Annotated in this window: 20 protein-coding genes; 11 read left to right on the forward strand and 9 right to left on the reverse strand. The window is 39.9% G+C overall.

Going from position 1 to position 18,885, the window contains the following annotated elements; translation table 11 throughout:
* Positions 1–63: 63 nt before the first annotated feature.
* Positions 64–1,725 carry a gliding motility-associated ABC transporter substrate-binding protein GldG gene (gene gldG, locus AC1RRY_RS13425; protein ID WP_492819969.1) on the reverse strand — a complete coding sequence of 554 codons (1,662 nt, stop codon included), beginning with the start codon at positions 1,723–1,725 and terminating at the stop codon, positions 64–66.
* A gap of 76 nt (positions 1,726–1,801) precedes the next feature.
* On the opposite strand from gldG, the gene AC1RRY_RS13430 reads away from it, so the two are divergent.
* A complete protein-coding gene (locus tag AC1RRY_RS13430; RefSeq protein WP_492819967.1) occupies positions 1,802–2,302 on the forward strand; it encodes a cupin domain-containing protein in 501 nt (166 codons plus the stop codon).
* A gap of 90 nt (positions 2,303–2,392) precedes the next feature.
* On the forward strand, positions 2,393–2,863 hold the full coding sequence (locus tag AC1RRY_RS13435; RefSeq protein ID WP_492819965.1) for a DUF4293 domain-containing protein: 471 nt from the start codon (positions 2,393–2,395) through the stop codon (positions 2,861–2,863).
* Between the two features lie 112 nt (positions 2,864–2,975).
* Here the strand turns inward: AC1RRY_RS13435 and AC1RRY_RS13440 are convergent, their stop codons facing one another.
* A complete protein-coding gene (locus AC1RRY_RS13440; RefSeq protein WP_492819963.1) occupies positions 2,976–4,037 on the reverse strand; it encodes an NAD-dependent epimerase/dehydratase family protein in 1,062 nt (353 codons plus the stop codon).
* A 113-nt stretch (positions 4,038–4,150) separates the two neighbouring features.
* Positions 4,151–4,387, reverse strand: coding sequence for a hypothetical protein (locus AC1RRY_RS13445; RefSeq protein ID WP_492819961.1), 237 nt, complete (start codon positions 4,385–4,387; stop codon positions 4,151–4,153).
* 122 nt (positions 4,388–4,509) lie between these two features.
* Here AC1RRY_RS13445 and eat point away from each other — a divergent pair, with 122 nt between their 5' ends.
* Positions 4,510–5,820, forward strand: a complete 1,311-nt coding sequence (gene eat / locus AC1RRY_RS13450; protein WP_492819959.1) for an ethanolamine permease — start codon at positions 4,510–4,512, stop codon at positions 5,818–5,820.
* A gap of 98 nt (positions 5,821–5,918) precedes the next feature.
* On the opposite strand, the gene AC1RRY_RS13455 is transcribed toward eat, so the two are convergent.
* A complete protein-coding gene (locus tag AC1RRY_RS13455) occupies positions 5,919–7,028 on the reverse strand; it encodes an acyltransferase family protein (protein ID WP_492819957.1) in 1,110 nt (369 codons plus the stop codon).
* Positions 7,029–7,219: 191 nt separating this feature from the next.
* Between AC1RRY_RS13455 and AC1RRY_RS13460 the strand changes: the two genes are divergently transcribed.
* Positions 7,220–7,729, forward strand: a complete 510-nt coding sequence (locus tag AC1RRY_RS13460) for a GNAT family N-acetyltransferase (protein ID WP_492819955.1) — start codon at positions 7,220–7,222, stop codon at positions 7,727–7,729.
* A gap of 46 nt (positions 7,730–7,775) precedes the next feature.
* Here AC1RRY_RS13460 and AC1RRY_RS13465 read toward each other — a convergent pair whose 3' ends face one another.
* The gene (locus AC1RRY_RS13465) at positions 7,776–9,128 is read right to left on the reverse strand and encodes a methyltransferase RsmF C-terminal domain-like protein (protein WP_492819953.1); all 1,353 of its coding nucleotides are present in this window, start codon (positions 9,126–9,128) and stop codon (positions 7,776–7,778) included.
* A 244-nt stretch (positions 9,129–9,372) separates the two neighbouring features.
* Entirely contained in the window at positions 9,373–10,203 is an 831-nt protein-coding gene (gene tsf / locus AC1RRY_RS13470) for a translation elongation factor Ts (protein WP_492819951.1), read from the reverse strand.
* Between the two features lie 337 nt (positions 10,204–10,540).
* Here tsf and AC1RRY_RS13475 point away from each other — a divergent pair, with 337 nt between their 5' ends.
* The 6 genes from AC1RRY_RS13475 (at position 10,541) to AC1RRY_RS13500 (ending at position 14,630) form a co-directional block, all read left to right on the forward strand.
* Positions 10,541–11,176, forward strand: a complete 636-nt coding sequence (locus tag AC1RRY_RS13475; protein WP_492819949.1) for a hypothetical protein — start codon at positions 10,541–10,543, stop codon at positions 11,174–11,176.
* 93 nt (positions 11,177–11,269) lie between these two features.
* Positions 11,270–11,998 (forward strand): hypothetical protein, encoded by a 729-nt coding sequence (locus AC1RRY_RS13480; RefSeq protein ID WP_492819947.1) that lies wholly within the window; start codon positions 11,270–11,272, stop codon positions 11,996–11,998.
* The gene (gene yidD, locus AC1RRY_RS13485) at positions 11,985–12,317 is read left to right on the forward strand and encodes a membrane protein insertion efficiency factor YidD (protein WP_492819945.1); all 333 of its coding nucleotides are present in this window, start codon (positions 11,985–11,987) and stop codon (positions 12,315–12,317) included. The genes AC1RRY_RS13480 and yidD overlap by 14 nt, the downstream gene beginning before the upstream one ends.
* Before the next feature lie 4 nt (positions 12,318–12,321).
* Positions 12,322–13,149 (forward strand): tetratricopeptide repeat protein, encoded by an 828-nt coding sequence (locus AC1RRY_RS13490; protein WP_492819943.1) that lies wholly within the window; start codon positions 12,322–12,324, stop codon positions 13,147–13,149.
* A gap of 71 nt (positions 13,150–13,220) precedes the next feature.
* The gene (locus tag AC1RRY_RS13495; RefSeq protein ID WP_492819941.1) at positions 13,221–14,015 is read left to right on the forward strand and encodes a tetratricopeptide repeat protein; all 795 of its coding nucleotides are present in this window, start codon (positions 13,221–13,223) and stop codon (positions 14,013–14,015) included.
* A gap of 132 nt (positions 14,016–14,147) precedes the next feature.
* Positions 14,148–14,630, forward strand: coding sequence for a hypothetical protein (locus tag AC1RRY_RS13500; protein WP_492819939.1), 483 nt, complete (start codon positions 14,148–14,150; stop codon positions 14,628–14,630).
* A gap of 183 nt (positions 14,631–14,813) precedes the next feature.
* Here AC1RRY_RS13500 and AC1RRY_RS13505 read toward each other — a convergent pair whose 3' ends face one another.
* The 3 genes from AC1RRY_RS13505 to AC1RRY_RS13515 form a co-directional block, all read right to left on the reverse strand.
* Positions 14,814–15,260: a PEGA domain-containing protein gene (locus tag AC1RRY_RS13505; protein ID WP_492819937.1), complete on the reverse strand. Its 447-nt coding sequence runs from the start codon at positions 15,258–15,260 to the stop codon at positions 14,814–14,816.
* A gap of 460 nt (positions 15,261–15,720) precedes the next feature.
* Positions 15,721–16,380: a 3-keto-disaccharide hydrolase gene (locus tag AC1RRY_RS13510; RefSeq protein ID WP_492819935.1), complete on the reverse strand. Its 660-nt coding sequence runs from the start codon at positions 16,378–16,380 to the stop codon at positions 15,721–15,723.
* Between the two features lie 51 nt (positions 16,381–16,431).
* Positions 16,432–17,703 carry an acyltransferase family protein gene (locus tag AC1RRY_RS13515; RefSeq protein ID WP_492819933.1) on the reverse strand — a complete coding sequence of 424 codons (1,272 nt, stop codon included), beginning with the start codon at positions 17,701–17,703 and terminating at the stop codon, positions 16,432–16,434.
* Between the two features lie 272 nt (positions 17,704–17,975).
* On the opposite strand from AC1RRY_RS13515, the gene gnd reads away from it, so the two are divergent.
* Positions 17,976–18,881 carry a phosphogluconate dehydrogenase (NAD(+)-dependent, decarboxylating) gene (gene gnd, locus AC1RRY_RS13520; protein WP_492819931.1) on the forward strand — a complete coding sequence of 302 codons (906 nt, stop codon included), beginning with the start codon at positions 17,976–17,978 and terminating at the stop codon, positions 18,879–18,881.
* The last annotated feature ends 4 nt before the right edge of the window (positions 18,882–18,885 follow it).

Below are 18,885 nucleotides of genomic sequence, written 5' to 3' on the forward strand. Positions count from 1 at the left end.
TAGAGTATAAGAAAAAAATTCGAGATTTAAATGTAGTACTTTTTTTACTAAAAAAAAGACCTTTCAGTAGGCAAATTTTCTTTTGCGCAATATATATAAACTCATTCCAAATAAAACTACTAGCGCTAACGGTATAGCGATATTGATAACCTGCCATTTGGTGCGTTCATCGCGGGTGCGTAGTTTATCCAGAGGTCGTAGTTTTACTTCTTTGCTACGTGCCTGTATCACCCCGTTTTCATCAATCAGGTAGTCGACGGCGTTCATCACAAAGTCTTTATTACCAAATACATGCTGGGTGGTTTTATCGAAACCCAGTGGCAGTGGGTTACCGTTTTTTGGATTAATTTCGTTCACAATCAAATCTCCATCCGAACACACCAATATTTTTGTCGGTGCACTTCCGGCTCTGAATGTTTTATAATTAGGGTCTGAAGGCAGCAAGCGGTTCTTATAGAGCGATTCGAATTTCCCTTCCAGCAAATACGCTATGGTTTTTACCCCGTTGTTGTATTCATCCTGTTGGGCTTCTGTATGTGCCTCGTTGTAAGTAACCAATGCCGGGGCATTCAATACCTTTGTGTATGGGGTGGTCATCAGCAAGGGTATTTTAGTAATAGCTGGAGCACTCACCGTGTCAATAGACGCCACATACCGACAGAAAACCAAGTCCAGATTATTCGTTATCAGACTCTTGCCAAAATTATTAATAACCGGAAAATACCTATATGGAATAGGTTGGATATTAGGTTTATCGCCCATATTACCCACTACCATCGGAATAGCCGCCGAACTCGCACCATCTTTCACGATATTGCTGTTGATGCGCACACCATATTTAAAGAACAGGTCTGTCAGATTCAATTCCAGAGGTTGAGCGTAGGTGCTTTCAAGGCTTACAGAATCCACCTTTAATCCGTCTACAAAAAACAAGACACGGCCCCCACTCATTACATATTGATCTATCTTGTACTTGGTGCTGTCGTCAATCGGTAAATCTGGTTTGGGTAAAATAAGTGCATCCAAACCATCAAAAGTCGGCGATAATTTGGCATCTACTATAAAAATATCATAACGCTCCTGCAGAGATGTAATCAGGTCAGCAAAGCTGATAGGTTTCAGTTTCGTGAACTCTGTCAGCAAACCTATTTTCTTCTTTTCTTTCAGGGTCAGCTTACGAATGGCCGTAGCCAGTTCATACTCTACATTTTCGTACGACTGATTGAGTTTTTCCTGAGCAGTTCTGCCCTCTGTTCCTTTCAGCAATAGTACAGGCACTTCTTTGCCTTCATAAACAACTGAGGCATAGGGGAAAATAATGCTTTCAATCTGACGGCCGTTTTTATTATCTACTACCCTTGTGGGTTGCATGCCCCGCTTCATAAGCTCAGCATAAAATTCTTCACGCTTTTTGGTGTCATTTTCTGCATTGGGGTCTATTGCCCTGAACTCAATGTTTGTGCCTCCGTATACTTTAAATTCATCAAGCGTTGTATTCACGGCACGTTTCAGTCTTTCAAAGCCTCCGGGCAACTCTGTTCCTTCCAGATACACTTTTATCAGTACCTCTTTATCCAGATTTTCCAATAGGCTTTTAGTCGCATCAGAAATTGAATAACGTTTCTCTTCCGTAAGGTCAACTCGGAAGAAAACAAAAGATGCCAGCACATTTAGCACCACGATACCACCAACAATAGAAAGGATTTTTATAAATTTACTTTTCATTAAGGTATTCGGAAGAAACCGGTTCTTTTAATTTTGCCCAAAAATAAGATATTCGTTCATCTATTTCCACATTAAAATGAAAACCGCCCAATATTGGATCGAAAAATATCAGATGCAGGCACACCCGGAAGGTGGTTACTTTGCTGAGACTTACCGTTCGGCAGAAATTATTCCACAAGATGCTCTTCCTAAACGTTTTGAGGGAGATAGAAATTTTAGTACCGGAATTTATTTTTTGCTCGAAGGCCACCAGTTTTCTTCACTGCATCGCATTCAATCTGACGAAATGTGGCATTTTTACTATGGCTCACCTTTATATATTTTTTACATTGACCATCAGGGCCTGGTGCAAACCATAAAGCTGGGCAGTAACCCAGAGAATGGTGAGGTATTTCAGGCAGTTGTGCCTGCCGGTGTGTGGTTTGGCAGTAAGCCTGTTCAACCTGATAGTTATTCACTGGTTGGATGCACCGTTGCTCCGGGTTTCAGTTTTGCCGACTTCGAACTGGCAAGCCGGGAAAAGCTTTTGCAGAAGTATCCCGAACACAGTGAAATAATCAAACTTCTGACACTCTAATAAAAAAACACCCGGGATTCAGAAAGGTTTTGCACGATTCTTTACCTTTGTATTAAAATCTGTATTTAAAATTATTAACGTATTGTTGAAATGTTACAACGCCCCCAATCTTTATTATTGCTTCTTACCACCATTTGTATGATCCTGTTTTTAGCTACCCCTGTGTGGCATAAGGTAGGCATAGGAGAAGAAGCCATACTGAGTCCTTACTATCTGGTACATATGAAAGGCACATTGGCCGCTGTGGCCAAACCTGTTTATTATCTGGCCGTAATGGCTGTTTTTTCGGCCGGAGTATCCATATTCACTGTTTTTCAGTATAAAAACCGTGTACGCCAGATGCTTTATGTAGCGCTTAACTCATTGATAGGTGCCGGTTTGCTTGGTGCAACGGTCTATCTTATACAATTTGAAGCCACGAAGTTTTTCGCACCGGAACAACAAGGTGAGTTTGGTATCGGTTTCTGGGCGGCATTCGTCGCTTTGGTATCTAACTGGATAGCCAATCGTTTGATTCGCCGCGATGAGAAAACAGTAAGAGACGCCGATAGAATGAGATAATTTATCCATCCGGCCATTGCTTTTTGAAAAGTACTTGATGACCAGCACCAATCTTGTTATAAATGAAAAATCCTAATCGATACCGATTAGGATTTTTTCGTTTGATATCTTCTTAAACACGCTTGCTGATGTTATCATACATCTGTGTCAGTGTTTCTTTCAGGTCATATTTCCAGGTCCATTCCGGATAATGTGTTTTGAATTTGGTCAAATCTGAAATATACCAGATATGGTCGCCGCTACGGTTATCTTCTGCGTAGCTATATTTCATTTTATTGCCTGTTATTTCCTCACAAAGTGCAATCCCTTCCGTCATTGAACAGTTGGCAAAACGTCCACCACCGGCATTGTAGACTTCACCCGGGCGAGGGGCATTGTAAAAATGCCAGAACATATTCACCAGATCCCAGCTGTGAATGTTATCTCTTACCTGTTTTCCTTTGTATCCGAAAATAGTATAGTGGTTTCCGGTAATGGCACATTTCATCAGATAAGCCAGAAAACCATGCAACTGCGCACCTGAATGGTTAGGGCCTGTTAAACAACCGCCGCGGAAAACTGCAGTTTTCATACCAAAATAACGACCATACTCTTGCACCATTACATCTGCAGCCACTTTCGACGCTCCGAAAATGGAGTGTTTTGAATGATCGATAGACATCAGCTCATCAATACCATTTTTGTAATAAGGATGCGCCTGATCTATTTCCCAGCGTGTTTCCAATTCTACCAATGGCAGATAATTAGGTGTGTCGCCGTATACTTTGTTGGTAGAAGTAAAAATAAAAACTGCATCCGGACAATGCTGGCGGGTCATCTCAAGCATGACAAGCGTACCATTTGCATTTACAGTAAAATCGGTAAAAGGTTCTCTGGCCGCCCAGTCGTGGCTTGGTTGCGCAGCAGTATGAACAATCAACTTAATATCATTGCCGTATTCTTTGAAAATCTTACCGATTTGCTCTTCCGAACGGATATCTGCATTGTAGTGTTTATAATTGCTGAATCGCTCTTCAAGGCGGTTCCGGTTCCAGTCGGTTGAGGCTTCAGAACCAAAGAAATAAGAACGAAGATTGTTATCTACACCAATTACTAAATCAAATTTTTCTGCAAAAAAAGCTACCGACTCACTACCTATCAAACCCGCAGAACCAGTTACTAGTGCTATTTTCATTTCCGAGTATTAGTTATTATAAAAGTGTGAAAAACAAAAATAGGCATATTACAAACGCACAGTTGCTTATCGCTTCATGGAGATTGTAATTTGCCTACTATATGAGCTGATAATCAAGCTCCGGTTTTCCCATATAATTTCTCACGAATATCGCTCGCACGTTTTTCGAGATCAGGATTAGCCGTATATTTATTTTTTAACTGTCTGGCAGCAGAATCCGGGCTTACACCATACACCCACTCATCTCCTTGACGGACATTTTTTTGCTCTATTACATTATTTTTTTGATAACTGCATGAAGCCAATGAAATAGCAACAACTGCAAATAATAACACGCTTACCTTTTTCATGTCAAAAAATGATGGTCTTTAAATTTGCACAAATTTAAGTTCATGATTCCAAACCGCCAAAATAAATTGTATTTTTTAAATGCTCTGATTTCATTTATTCGAAGTATTTAATAAATTTACACATGGCACAATCACAAGAAGAAAAACTACAGAAAAGTCTTACCCCTACACTACTATGGGGTTTAGGTGTTGGTTACGTTATTTCCGGAATGTATTTCGGCTGGAATCTGGGCCTCGAAAAAGGCGGCACGCTGGGTATGGCTATTGCTACTATTGTAGTCATTATTCTGTATATCACTTTTTCGTTGAGTTATGCCGAATTAGCCTGTGCTATTCCTAAGGCCGGAGGTGCTTTTGATTATGCCAACCGGGCACTGGGCAAAAAATGGGGGTTTCTGGCAGGTATGTCGCAAAACATTGAGTTTCTTTTTGCCCCTCCGGCAATAGCTGTGGGTATAGGTTCTTATTTCAATGTTATTTTTCCGCAATTTTCTGTTACTGCCATTGCAATTACTGCTTATCTGCTTTTCACGCTACTGAATATACTTGGTACTAAACTGGCTTCTGCATTTGAGTTGATTATTACCATACTGGCCGTATTAGGTCTGATTATTTTCTGGATAGTTGTGTTCCCTGATTTCGAATTTAAAAACCTGCATATAAACGCTTTGCCTAATGGTTGGTCGGGCAGTTTTGCGGCTTTGCCTTTTGCCATCTGGTTTTTTCTGGGGATTGAGGGCCTGGCCAATGTAGCCGAAGAATCTGTTAATCCGCAAAAAGATATTACCTGGGGTTTTGGTTCGGCCATGACAACCCTGGTTATCCTTTGCTTGCTTACTTTTCTTGCTGCTGTGGGTGTAAACGGCTGGGAAACCATCGTATTTAATGCTGACGGAGGTACTTCTGATTCTCCTCTGCCTATGGCTATGAGCAAGGTAATTGGCAATACCAGCATCATTTATCAAATGATAGTAGGTATTGGCACCTGCGGACTGATTGCGTCATTCCACGGACTGGTTTTAGCCGCAGGACGCTCTACGTTTGAGTTTGGCCGTGTAGGTAATGCGCCTAAGTTTCTAGGCAGAGTGAATACACGATTCAAAACTCCTGCCAATGCTTTATTACTCAATATGGTTCTTGGTATTCTGGCTTTGCTTACTAACTCTACTGCCGACATCATCATCCTTTCAGCCTTCGGCGCTTTGACCATGTATATTTTCTCGGTTGTTTCTTTACTGGTCTTGCGCAAAAAAGAGCCTGAACTCAACCGACCGTTTCGTGTACCTTTATATCCGGTTTCGCCTATGATAGCCTTAATAATAGCCTCTGTTGCGCTATTAGCCATGACTATCTATAACCCTATGCTGGCACTTGTATTTTTTGCTATTCTGATAGGTAGTTTTGTGATATCAGAATTGATTAAAAAGATTTAAAGGGTGTGTATCTCGATTTTTCAAATCGAAACAAGATATAAAAACAGAAGTGGCCTGATGCTTTAAACACAGGCCACTTCTGTTTTTGATTATTCCGGTTACACTCTCAAAAATATCTTGCCTCGGTACATCAACCACAAGAAAACCCATTTTACAACTATTACGCCCCCTACTAACACTACACCCTCATAATTTTCTCCGGCTATATCAGCCAACCATTGAAAGAATCCTTTAGAAGTATAATACCAGTTGATGAACTTTACTGACATATAAATCAGAATAGAGTTCACACCTATGATCATAAAGAAAAATGCCCATCTGCGGTATCCGAGCACATCGATGATAAAATAAAAAACGGCTAACAGCAACAAACTGCATCCACCCACATAGAGCACAAAAGAACTAGTCCAGAGATTCTTGTTGATGGGAAAGAATAAATCCCAGAAACCACCTATTATCAGACATACCACTCCGGCAAGCGCTAACGAGGGTGCTTTTCTTTTTATATCGATAGGACTGTTTTTTAGAAAATTACCTGCAAAGATTCCTAATAGACCCGTACCTATAGCCGGAAAAGCCGACACGAGCCCTTCGGGGTCATGAATACCCCGGTGCAGGTGCCCCGGAAGAATACTTCTGTCGATCCACGAAGCAAAGTTGCCTTCCATTGTTAAGTCGCCGGCAGGGAAACCCGGTGCCGAGGTAAACTTCAGCAACAGCCAATAGCCTATAAGAATACCTGCAAACCACACATACTGGAACCGCTGGCTGGCATATAAATAAATAATACAGGCAAACATATAGGCGATTCCGATACGCCCTAATACACTAGGGAAACGTATTTCTTCTAATGGTTTAATATGCAGGCCATTATTATAGATGACCCCTAACAAAACCAGAATAAGCCCTCTTTTAATTACTCTGCCGAGCAACTTAGATTTATCTGTGCCTTTCTCCAGTTCACGTCCAACAGAATAAGGAGTCGAAACGCCCGACATAAATAAAAACAAAGGAAAGATGAGGTCGTAGAAACGAAAACCATTCCATTCAACATGTGAAAGCTGGGTGGCTATCCAGATAGCTGTGGGATGCTTGGTAGCCAGCATTAATTCGTGGAAAAAATCTTCTGCGCCCATTATCCAGAACATATCGAAACCGCGCAGTGCATCAAGCGAATAGAGTCTTTGTGAAGGAGTACTTTCACTCATTTTTTTAGGGCTTAGGTTTAATTGCTTAAATGTAAACATTTTATCATAATTGATATACATTAAAAATTGCATTTTTGACTATCGATTTCATAGATTAATCAACGACGGAATACAAAAAGGTTGTTACTCCTATTTTTCCTTTGCTTCAAAGCCCACCATCGCTTTTATTTGCAAAAACTATCGTTTGATTTATGTTATTCCGACTTGCTGTTCCGGCCGATGGGCCACGACTACGTGAGCTTTCAGAAACTACTTTTCGTGATACCTATACAGCATACAATACTCCTGAAAACATGGAGAAACATGTAAGCAAAAATTTCTCTATTGAGCAGATCCAACAAGAGCTGCAGAATTCCGCTACTCAATATGTGGTCTGCGAAAAAGGAGAGGATCTAATAGCTTTCGTAAAGCTGGTGAGGAATCACACAGCCAAAAGCTTAGAGACCGAAAATGCCGTGGAGATAGAACGAATATATGTGCAGAAAGCTTTTCATGGCATGCAATTGGGTCGTAAACTAATCGATTTCTGTACCGGCTGGGCAAAAGAAAACGATTTTAAAGTAATATGGCTGGGTGTCTGGGAACATAACCAAAATGCACTTCGGTTCTATGAAAAGATGGGTTACGAGCGCTTTGGTGAGCATACCTTTCTGCTAGGAGATGACGTACAGACTGACTATCTGATGAAGAAATATATCTGAAACAAAAAGGCTAAACGATTAACCCGCTTAGCCCTTGCTTATCTATTTACTCCGGAATCTCCATTCGTATGCGCCATTCTTTGGGCAGGTAATTATTAATTCTATCACCGATTACCTTCATGAAACCCAGATTTAAACCCTGATACCTTGCCAGTAGCCATCCTTTCGGTTGGTCTGAGAAATCAATAGAAAGATTCTCTTTTTTCAGAAACCGCAGGGCTTCTTCTTTCGACAATTCAATGGCAGGCAAATCTCTGGCAATAGCTGTGCTTAAAGCCAGGTCATGACTAGGAATAAAGTCATTACCTTTAAACTGACCGATTTCCAAACCCGACGAACGTTTTTGCAGGGCTCTGAAAACCACGGCGTAATCGGCAGTCAATGCTGCAGGTATGGCTACTATCTGTCCGTCAGGCTTTTCAAAATATTCAAAAGCAGTAGGTTCGTGCAGCCAGTCTTTCAGAACATCTATTTTTTTTTGAGGCACACGGTTTAGTTTTACTTTGCCGCTACCCTCTTGTCTTTTGCCTTTGGTTTTTCTAAAAACCGCCAGATAAAACCCTTCTCCTTTCACTTTGTGCGGGAAGAACTGATACCCGAATTTTCTCTCGGTTATCCCCCATTCAGCAGGTATATTCAGCTTAACAGGTTCGAAGTCCGCCATCTGTGTTAACCATTGTGCGTTTAATTCATTTTCTTTATCATTGTAGGTACAGGTCGAATAACACAAAATGCCTCCGGGTGCTACCAACATGGCCGCTGCCTGTAAAATCCGTTTTTGTCTGGCACAACACATCTGAACGCTATTCTCCGACCATTCATTCATCGCCTTGGGGTCTTTTCTGAATAGTCCCTCACCCGAGCATGGAGCATCTGTTAAAACCACATCAAAAAAGCCCTCCAAATCAATCATTTCTTCAGGATCCTGATTACTAACCAGATAATTCGGGAATCCCCATTTTTCAAGATTTTCTTTCAAAACCCCTACCCTGCTTTTGATTACCTCATTGGCAACCAACAGGCTTCTATCGTTTAGCAAAGAAGCCAATAACGTACTTTTACCACCCGGTGCCGCGCATAAATCCATTACCCGCAGCGAATGGCTCAAATCAGTTGTTTGCTTAACTGCCTCTGCCACAAACATGGATGAGGCCTCCTGCACATAATACGCCCCCGCATGGAAGGCCGGGTCTAACGTAAAAACAGGCCGCTCAGCTAAATAAGCCGCATCAGGATGCCACAGCACTTTATCTTGCAATACAGCAGGTTCTGTTGTTTTCTTTCTATCATTCAGCCTGATAGTAACGGGTGCCGGTTCTGAAAGGCTCTTAACAAAAGCCGGATAGTCATCTCCCAGAACAGACTGCATTTGCTGTGCAAAAGCTTCGGGTAATTTCATTATCTATGATTTAGTAAAGTCGTCTTACTCAGTTTATTTCTGCGCACTGATTCATGACGAAGACTCTATTCAATTGTTTACAAAGTTACAAAAACTACTTAGCTAAAATAGCTCATTTAAAAACGACCGATCAACCGTCAATCACTATTCGCTTTTATTTTCCGGGGCGCTCATAAAAAATAAAACCCCTTTCCGGAGAAAGGGGTCAATTGCGATAAACAACGTATCAAAATCGTGTTACAAATTAGATTTGTACACGTTTGAATGCTGTAACTTTCAAACCTTTTTGCGTATTTTCAAGCAATTGAGCAATAGTGATAGAGCTGTCTTTTACGAACTCCTGATTCAACAAAGTATTCTCTTTGTAGAATTTACCTAATTTACCCAAAGCGATTTTCTCTAACATTGCTTCCGGTTTACCTTCTTGACGAGCCACTTCCATACCGATTTCAATTTCTTTCTGAACAACCGCAGGATCAACATCTTCTTTATCCAAACCTACCGGTTTCATGGCAGCAATCTGCATGGCAATATCTTTACCTACTTCCGTTACATCACTTCCCTGCGTATTGTCAAATGCCACTAACACACCTAGTTTACCTGTTGAGTGGTTGTATGAAACCACTTGTGCTGCTTCAAGATTAGTGTAGTCGGTAATCACTAATTTCTCACCGATTTTACCAATCAATTCAGTAATGCCTTCTTCTACCGAGCGGCCATCTGCTAAAGTAGTACTCAATAGCGTTTCTTTATCTTTAATATTGTTTGCAACACCAACCTGAAGAATTTCTTCTGCCAGGGTACGGAAAGCCTCAACTTTAGATACCGGCTCGGTTTCGCAGGCAAGGGCTAAAATAGTAGCACTTGTACCGTCTGCGCTTACGTTTGTTAATACAATTCCTTCTTTAGTTTCGTTGTCAGCGCGTTTAGCTGCTACTTTCTGACCAGCTTTACGAAGAATCTCAACGGCTTTTTCGAAATCGCCTTCCGCTTCTGTTAAAGCTTTTTTGCAGTCCATCATACCAGCGCCAGTCATCTGACGGAGTTTATTTACATCTGCTGCTGTAATATTCATGATTTTATATAATATAAAGAGTTTCTAAAAAGATTATCAATAACTAATTATTGATTTTTTGAGAAAAAGCCTTAAGGGCTTCTTTCGGGGTGCAAAATTACAAGTTTTTTCAGTAAAAACCAAAAGTGTAAGAAATTAGAACAGGAATTTATGGTAAGATAATATAGAGGTTCACCAAACTTTAAAAATATCATTAATTATCTATAGTCTATTTTAATGGAGGACCGTTAACTAAGTTTACAGTAAATTATTGATCAAAAAATTACTTTTTTTAAAACACAATTGTATATTGCAATCAGAAAACTCTCCTTTATTACTTTCAAAAACTTTTAAGTAAATGAAACAAAAACTACCTATCATTTTTGCAACTGCCATTTCTTTTCTTTTTGTAGCTTGCCAGAAGAAGCAATATGCTTACGTTCAACAAGAAAAAGTTGAGACTTATGCGCAGGCACAAAAAACCAATAATAAAACAACCTCAATTGCTGCTTCAACTACTGAAAAAGTAACCATTACCGGTTCTGAAGAAATTGCTACTACGATAGCCAATCCGGTTGAGACCTTCACGGCATCAACTGAAATAACTGCTCCTACTACAGCATTGACTACTCCGGCTTCAGTTGAAACATTAAAGTATGATGAAAAAAACATTGATGCCGCGTTTGAAAAGTTAAACAAACTTGAAACCTATGTAAATGCCAATGAAGGCACTACACTTGAAGATATAAAAGAAACCGAATTGGTGAAAGACGTAAAACTTGACACTAACTCTACAGCTACGCTTGCCGTAGATGAGCTTCCATTAAATATTCCAGCTTTCTGGTGGGGTTGCGTACTAGGGTTAGTGGGTGTAATACTTGTTTATATTATAACTGAAAAAGACAAGGCACAAACCAGAATGGCTTTATATGGTTGTTTAACCTGGACGGGCATCTGGCTTATATACTTGCTCTTGGTTGCCGCGGCAAATTAATATAGTAGAAGCTTCTTCTTCTTTTGATAAAGATCTGACAGTAGAAAGCTCAACGGCTTGTTGAGCTTTTTCTGTTTAAGTTCATTCTGTATTATGAAAAAACTTATTTTCTTACTTTTTGTTCTTGGATATCAATATTCTTTTGCACAAGAATTCTATCGCTTAAAAGCCGATGTCTCTATTAAAGATAAACTTTCCACAGGAGCTTACCGCCTGACAGTAGGAAAGGTATATTATGATAAACCCTCTTTAAGTCTGACTTATAAACTTCATTTTCCAAATGAAGAGACGGTCATTATCAGAGATACCACTTTATACAGATTAAATAAAAAGGATTCTCTACTGGCTTTACAAAGTGTATCGATAATGAACGAATTCTCAATATTTCACTTATCGCTATCGGGAAGGCTTGCCGATTACGGAATTAATTCCGGAAAAGTAAATGGTATTTACAAAGTGGAAAAAGTAGAAAAGGATAAGGATGGAAGAGTGATTACAACCTGGAAAGTAGCTGAAAAAAGATTGGTAAAAATTATGGGTAAAATAAAAATGGCTAATATTGATAAAAAATTAGACGCTATAGCCTTTTACGACGTATCAGATAAACTCCTGAGTCAACAGTTTTTTAAAGACTATGTCAATGTAAAAGGAGTGGTTTTTCCAAGACAGGTCACACAAATTACTTATAATTCTGATGGCACTCAGAATATTCAGCAGACAACCTATAAAAATATCATGATTGATGAAAATGGTGAAGATAGCATCTATAATCGTATTTTACCTGTTCGTACTTTGCCCAAGCCGGTTAGTGGCCCAAAGTAAAGATGAGATAAATCTGCATAGAAACATCATACAGCAAGCTCCTAAAAAGAATTATAAAGAGGCACAAGGCAACAAAAATGAAGTGCAATATCTGTTTTCAGGACTATTCCTGTTTTACAAAACATTTTTCTCCTCACAAGATTTAACTTCTTGCACATTTTCGCCTTCATGCTCTGAGTACGGCATATTATCTGTAAAAAAATACGGCATGGTAATGGGCGGAATCAGAACGATGGATAGACTGACCAGATGCAATGGTTTAACCCCTACCAAATATGAGTTTGACCTAAAGGCTAAGTTATTGATTGATAAACCCTAAGTTGATGAAACGAACCACGCTAATTCTTTTAATTATTTTCAAATTCATAGATTCTTCAGCTCAAGACCTGTATAATTACGATAACTCAAAAAAATTTGCCGAGTATCTTTCTAAATCAAGACAATATGAATTAGCGTCGAGAGAATATGAACGTTTAACTTTCATGTTCCCACAGAATGACACCCTGAAAACCTCTCTGTTATCGATGTATCGCCGCTCAGGGAAACTGGAAGACGCCGTGCTACGTGGCAGACAATTATACCCTAATCTTTCTTTAATGACAGCGCCATCTGCTATTGAATTCAGCCGGACTCTGCTATTAAAAAATGAGTTTAAAACTGCAAAAGATTTTTGGGCAATCAATACCCAATTATCTAAACCAGACAAAGTAATATTGCTGGCAACTTCTGAAATACTACAAGACGACTATAAGGAGGCCAACGAGATTTTGGCAATACTAAAAGACGAAGACCATAAACTGGCTTTTGATTATAAATCTCTCACGGCCGAGGCTGTCAGAATTAAGAAGAAAAGCCCTGCTCTGGCCGGAATCATGTCAGCAATTGTTCCGGGAACCGGGCGTTTTTACGCAAAGGACTGGAAAGATGGAATCGTATCTATGTTTTTTGTCGGTACTATGGCCTTTCAGTCGATAAGAGGCTTTAGCAAAAGCGGAACACAAAGTACCCGAGGCTGGGTATACGGCACTGTTGGGTTAGGTTTTTATTTAGGTAACATTCATGGTTCGGTCGTTTCGGCAAAAAACTATAATAAAAAAAGCTATAAGACAATCCGTCACCGGGTTGATAATCTGTTCAACAGTTATTTCTAATGCTTGCACAACATTTTCTTATGTTTATATTCAGATTTTTAATACTACTCTTTTTAACAGGCCCCTGTCTTGTGTATTCACAAGATTTAAAACAAACCTTTGACTTTGCCAATATACTCTATGAAAAGAAAGATTATGAGGGAGCAGCCAATACCTACAGAAGAGTAATTTTTTTTGATAAAAAAGAAGAATTCCGGAAACTTTGCTATAAAAACATTGCTGATTGCCTATATGCTACACAGAACTTTGAAGAAGCGGCCGACTATTATGAACTGGCTTTTTACCAACAAAAAACTGATAGCACAAAGGCCGAGATTCTATTCCGGAAATTATCCTGTTTCCTGATTCTCAATAATTTTGAATATGCAGAAATAGAGCTGTTCAATATTCCTGAAAATCTAACGCCTGAACAGCAAAGAAAAAAAACTTTCTATTCTGCCATTCTTCATTTTTCAACAGAGAAGTATGAAGATTCTAAAAAAGAATTTCTTACATTAATTGATTCAACTGATTTGGATGCTCAGCAGCGGATCAATCAGTTATTCGTAAAAAACAATAAAATAAGCCGACTGAACCCTAAAACAGCGCAGACTTTAAGTATAATACTTCCGGGATTGGGGCAGTTTTATGCAGGTGATGTAAAAAATGGCTTTAACTCTTTACTTCTGACCGGCGGAATAGTAGCATGGGCTGTATTAGCCGCCATTAACAGCACTTCACGTTTTGATATTTTTATTACGATGGTTCCATGGTTTCAAAGATACTACATGGGAGGATACAAAAAAGCTGCGATTATTGCCGAAAATCAAAAGAAAAAAAGAAGGTCGAAAGTTTACAATCAACTCTTGGACGAAGTTTCCAAATAAATCTACATTGATTGGTTAAACAATAAATCAGCATATTTGACCATAAAATACATTTTTCAGTCTTTTTAAACGTTCTTATCATAATTAAGAACGGCATCTCGCTAATCTTCGGTTTATTTAAAATTGACAATTATGAAAAATTTACTTTCACTCGCTGCTATTGCAGCAATCTGTTGCTTTTTTGCGCCTAAAGTACAGGCGCAAGCATTTCAAAAAGGCACAAAAACCCTTAATGCCGGTCTTACTGTAGGTTATGGAGCAGGATTGAGCGCATCATTTGATGTAGGCGTTCATGAATTGATCAGTGTAGGTGCCATCGGTGCGTTTACTTCTCGCAATTATGCAGGCCCTAACCGCACTTCGGTTGGTTTAGGCGCCAGAGGGAGTTTTCATTTCGGACCTCTGATTAACGATGAATTAGGGATTGATGACAGTAAGTTTGACCCTTATGCAGGTTTACTGGTTGGTTTCAGAGCCGAAAACTATGTAGATTCTTACACACGTGGACTGGTCGGGCTGTATGTAGGGGGCAGGTACTTTTTTCAGGAGAAACTAGGTGTATATATAGAACTCGGTGCTCCCTATACCTCATTAGGCGTAACGCTTAAGTTCTGATTTCCGGCAATAACACCTTAATGGGCATAGTAAAAATCTTACTGTTCAACAGATAAACTTGCTGCCGAGCCCAGATACCCAACCAATACCATACTCCACAATTAAACTGTATTGGTTGGGTACTCACTTGTTTAAATATTATTACCAGGCTCTTCTACAGGCTATTTTTGTCCGGCTATTACATTATTTAGCCATTACATATAATTCAACAACGTTTTTCTTTGAATCAATATCAATTCTTGCCGGATTCAGCATGGCTGTTTTACTGTTTTTCGACAGTGTAATATCATAAACCTTTCTATCATATTTCAATACCGCACCCGACAACGCATCAATACCCCAACCCAATAAATTACCCAGATTTATTACACTTACAACATTGAACTCTTTGTCAAGCGTAATTAGTCTTGTTTCGTAACCATCCAATTTATACTCAAATTGGGTGTCACTTAGGCTTCTTTTCACATTAAGCGTACATGGGGTCTTACATTGCTCAATACCATCTTTATAGATCGTTGCCCCTTCAGGTGTACTGTTGAAGGTAATTCTGTCTTTAGTACCCGTGAAAATAGTGGCACAACTGGTCATCATAAGGCTGATAATAGCCAGGAAAACAAATCTTTTTGTCATTTTTAATTTAAATTTATAATTCTGCTCCTACTCATCAGGCTTTTCGGAATACGCCCCGTTTAAGTGTGGTTTCTGGTCTCCACTTTTTGCACCTATAACGGTTGTTACCTTTGTATTTTAGTAACCTTTCTGTATTCATAGACAACCATAGCCATCATTTCCCCTATAAAGATTTATTATGTTTTCTCTGCTGATAGTAATTCTTTCTGCGCCAGTTTCGGAAGTGGTTGTTTGTTAGCCAATGGAAGAAGTTTCGGAAAGAATATTTTCCTTAGCCAAAGACCCCGTGGTTATTTACCCGTTCGTTCTGATAATGGGTAAACCAATTACCTGTGGTAGTAATCATTAACAAGCCTTAATCCGGATTCGTGTCTTTTGTTTACAAACATGCAAAATGCCCTCAAAGGTTAGATACTAACTTTTGAGGGCATTGCACTTGAGTTTACCGCATTTGATTTAATTATAACTCTTTGATTCTTATTGATTTGAAAGAAATCATATCGCCATGGTCTTGCAGGGCTATTTTCCCTTTTGCATGTGGCTTGGCGTATTCCCAGTTAGCAAATTTGCTCTTAGCAACCATTGCAATCCAGTCGGTGCTGCCATATTCATACTCTACTAATTTCTTCCCGTTCAACCAATGTTCTACGTGATTGTCTTTCACAATAATTTTACCTATATTCCATTCACCTGCCGGTTTCACTACTGTAAAGTCGTTGGCTGGTTGCATATCATAATTGGCTGCTGTTTTTTGTGTATCTTTCAACTTGGCAGGATACGCAACGTCATCAATTATCTGATACTCAGGGCCTGACATGTAAGACGCATCCAACTCTGGTTTTTCAAGTACTTTATAGATAATGCCACTATTGCCCTTAGGAGCCGCCTTATACTCAAATTCCAGTTCAAAGTTTTCATATTCTTTATCTGACACCAGATCACCGCTTTTACCGTGAGTCATCAAAGTGCCGTTCATTACATGCCATCCTTTTACACCCGTAGCATGCCAGTTATGCCAGCCTGTGGTTGTTTTTCCGTCAAATAATTTCACCCATTTCCCTTTCTGAGCAAATGCGTTCATGGCGCTTAATGTTAAAGTTAAAATCAGTAATTTCTTCATATTAAATAAAAGGTTGATTGATGTTGAAAATATTGCACTAAGAAACAAAAATTAAACCTTAAAAATTAATTTTCGCCGGTAAAAATAAAGCAGAATAACGAACCATATCAACACATAAACCAGAGCCCCGGCTAAAGAAGCATTTTTAGGTTCGGTAAAAAACGGAGCAATGCCATACTCATAGAGCCACGCTATCAATCCCGGATTTTCGTCAGCAGGTTTATCTCCTACCGGAATCTGTATCATATCAAGTGCTCGAGGAATGATGCCCGAAAAGAAAAACACCACCATGGGGTTTACTCCGAAAATCACAAAGGGTTTTGTCCAGAAATCGAACCCGATTACATCAATTGAATAATATAATATCGCTAGGGTTATCAGTGCCCATCCGGCAGTATACAATACAAACGAGCTTGTCCAGAGGGCTTTGTTAATCGGAAAAACGATATCCCATAATAAGCCAATCCCCACGCCAAATGCACCGGCTGTTAATAAGTACAGCGCCTTTTTATTTCTGGTGAAGCCACCCACAGTCAGCAGTTTCCCTGTTAACACGCCTAATATTCCTGTTCCAATGGCGGGGATTGTACTCAGAATTCCTTCCGGATCCCAGGTTTTTGAAATGGCCCATAAGTGTCCGGGCAGCAGCAGATTATCCAACCATGCAGCCAGATTGGTACCTTTTTCAAAATTGGCCTCTCCTATACCGGGAACTGGCAGCAGACTCATTACGGCCCAGTATCCGAACAAGCATATCAGCCCCACAAAAATCTGTGTGAGGGTATTGCTGGCAGCATACAGAATTGAAACAATCAGATATACTATGGCTATCCGTTGCAATACACCCGGTATACGTACCTGACTGAAATCGTCTGCCATAAAAGCCAGCGTAATCATGAGCCCCAATAAACCAATGGCTACAAAAAATTGCCTTCGTTTATCATAATCTCCTAAAAGGGCTATAGTTATGATGGCCGTAAACGCTAAACGAACCAACATGAGCGGAATACCCGTAAGCCCTCCCGGATGTATTTTAGAGAAAAAGTTCAGAAATAAACCCAAAAGAAAAATCCGCAAAGTGCGGGTAATTATCCGTTCAAAGGTGGCGCCGTCAAGCCTTTTGATAGGCATTGATAAAACTATTGAAACACCCACAATAAAAAGAAAGAATGGAAATACGAGGTCGGTAGGTGTGCACCCGTGCCACTCGGCATGCTCAAGAGGCGGATAAATATGCCCCCAGTCGCCGGGGTTATTTACAATGGTCATAAGCATGATGGTCATGCCTCTGAAAACGTCTAATGAAGTTAAGCGTTGCTTCATTGGTGTCAGGGTTAGGTTATTCTCAGCAAGTTAGCGAATATCTTCATTTTCAGCAATTTACCCTGTATGATTAATCTTTGATTATACTCAGATACCTTTGCTGCCTGTATAAAATCTACCATTTGTGGTTAGTCTGTTATGCTACAGAAACAGAAAATTTTGTAGCTTTGAGTCCGACATACATTGTATCCGGAAAAAATGTACAGGCTTTTATTTATTGCAAGCCGGATAGACTATTCATCATTTAAATCGACCCGGGAGGGTACATAAACATGCAAATCGGAATTGTCGGACTAGGTAAAATGGGTTATAACCTGGCTCTTAATTTACGTAACCATAACTACGATGTAGTGGCACAGGATGTAAACGCCGGGTCGGTAGCAAAAATAGGAGAAGAAGGTGGCATAACAACAGCAAACACGCTTCAGGAAGTGTGTGACAAACTAACAGGGAGAAGGGTTATCTGGTTGATGGTTCCTGCAGGAGATATTGTTGATGGTGTCATCGAAGAATTATTGAACTACCTTTCACCTGATGACATTGTGATTGACGGGGGGAATTCTCACTTTAAGGAGTCTGTCCGTCGCTATAATTATTTAAAAACAAAGCAGATTCAGTACCTCGATTGCGGAACCAGCGGCGGAACCAGCGGTGCTTTGCACGGCGCCTGTACCATGATTGGCGGCGATAAAGAAACTTTCGATTACGTTGAAGCCGTATTTAAAGATATTTCATTAGAAAACGGATATCTCTACACGGGTGCTTCGGGCAGCGGGCATTTCGTAAAAATGGTTCATAATGGTATTGAATATGGCATGATGCAAGCCATTGCTGAAGGCTTCGAAGTATTTGAACATTCAGAATATGATATCAATTTTGAAGCCGTTGCCAAGTTATTCAACCATGGCTCGGTAGTACGCAGCTGGCTGATGGAACTAACCGAAAATGCTTTCAGAAAAGACCCACACCTGGATGCTATCAAGGGGATCATGCACTCGTCAGGAGAAGGTAAATGGACATTGGAAACCGCCCTTGATTTAGGCGTACCTACGCCTGTAATTGCTTTGTCGTTAATGATGCGTTATCGCTCACAACAGGCAGATACTTTCTCCGGAAAAGTGGTGGCTGCTCTTAGAAATGAATTTGGCGGACATGCCGTAGAAAAAGTGAACGGCTGATAGA

The organism is Emticicia sp. GW821-FHT11C11 (assembly GCF_058808615.1).

Coding starts and splice junctions, on each gene's coding strand:
- AC1RRY_RS13440 (WP_492819963.1), bottom strand. CDS start 4,037: ATGAAAATAGCACTAGTAACTGGTTCTGCGGGTTTGATAGGTAGTGAG.
- AC1RRY_RS13465 (WP_492819953.1), bottom strand. CDS start 9,128: ATGAAATTACCCGAAGCTTTTGCACAGCAAATGCAGTCTGTTCTGGGA.
- gnd (WP_492819931.1), top strand. CDS start 17,976: ATGCAAATCGGAATTGTCGGACTAGGTAAAATGGGTTATAACCTGGCT.
- AC1RRY_RS13480 (WP_492819947.1), top strand. CDS start 11,270: ATGAAAAAACTTATTTTCTTACTTTTTGTTCTTGGATATCAATATTCT.
- AC1RRY_RS13500 (WP_492819939.1), top strand. CDS start 14,148: ATGAAAAATTTACTTTCACTCGCTGCTATTGCAGCAATCTGTTGCTTT.
- AC1RRY_RS13510 (WP_492819935.1), bottom strand. CDS start 16,380: ATGAAGAAATTACTGATTTTAACTTTAACATTAAGCGCCATGAACGCA.
- tsf (WP_492819951.1), bottom strand. CDS start 10,203: ATGAATATTACAGCAGCAGATGTAAATAAACTCCGTCAGATGACTGGC.
- AC1RRY_RS13505 (WP_492819937.1), bottom strand. CDS start 15,260: ATGACAAAAAGATTTGTTTTCCTGGCTATTATCAGCCTTATGATGACC.
- AC1RRY_RS13445 (WP_492819961.1), bottom strand. CDS start 4,387: ATGAAAAAGGTAAGCGTGTTATTATTTGCAGTTGTTGCTATTTCATTG.
- gldG (WP_492819969.1), bottom strand. CDS start 1,725: ATGAAAAGTAAATTTATAAAAATCCTTTCTATTGTTGGTGGTATCGTG.
- AC1RRY_RS13490 (WP_492819943.1), top strand. CDS start 12,322: ATGAAACGAACCACGCTAATTCTTTTAATTATTTTCAAATTCATAGAT.
- AC1RRY_RS13515 (WP_492819933.1), bottom strand. CDS start 17,703: ATGAAGCAACGCTTAACTTCATTAGACGTTTTCAGAGGCATGACCATC.
- AC1RRY_RS13435 (WP_492819965.1), top strand. CDS start 2,393: ATGTTACAACGCCCCCAATCTTTATTATTGCTTCTTACCACCATTTGT.
- AC1RRY_RS13430 (WP_492819967.1), top strand. CDS start 1,802: ATGAAAACCGCCCAATATTGGATCGAAAAATATCAGATGCAGGCACAC.
- AC1RRY_RS13455 (WP_492819957.1), bottom strand. CDS start 7,028: ATGAGTGAAAGTACTCCTTCACAAAGACTCTATTCGCTTGATGCACTG.
- AC1RRY_RS13460 (WP_492819955.1), top strand. CDS start 7,220: ATGTTATTCCGACTTGCTGTTCCGGCCGATGGGCCACGACTACGTGAG.
- AC1RRY_RS13475 (WP_492819949.1), top strand. CDS start 10,541: ATGAAACAAAAACTACCTATCATTTTTGCAACTGCCATTTCTTTTCTT.
- eat (WP_492819959.1), top strand. CDS start 4,510: ATGGCACAATCACAAGAAGAAAAACTACAGAAAAGTCTTACCCCTACA.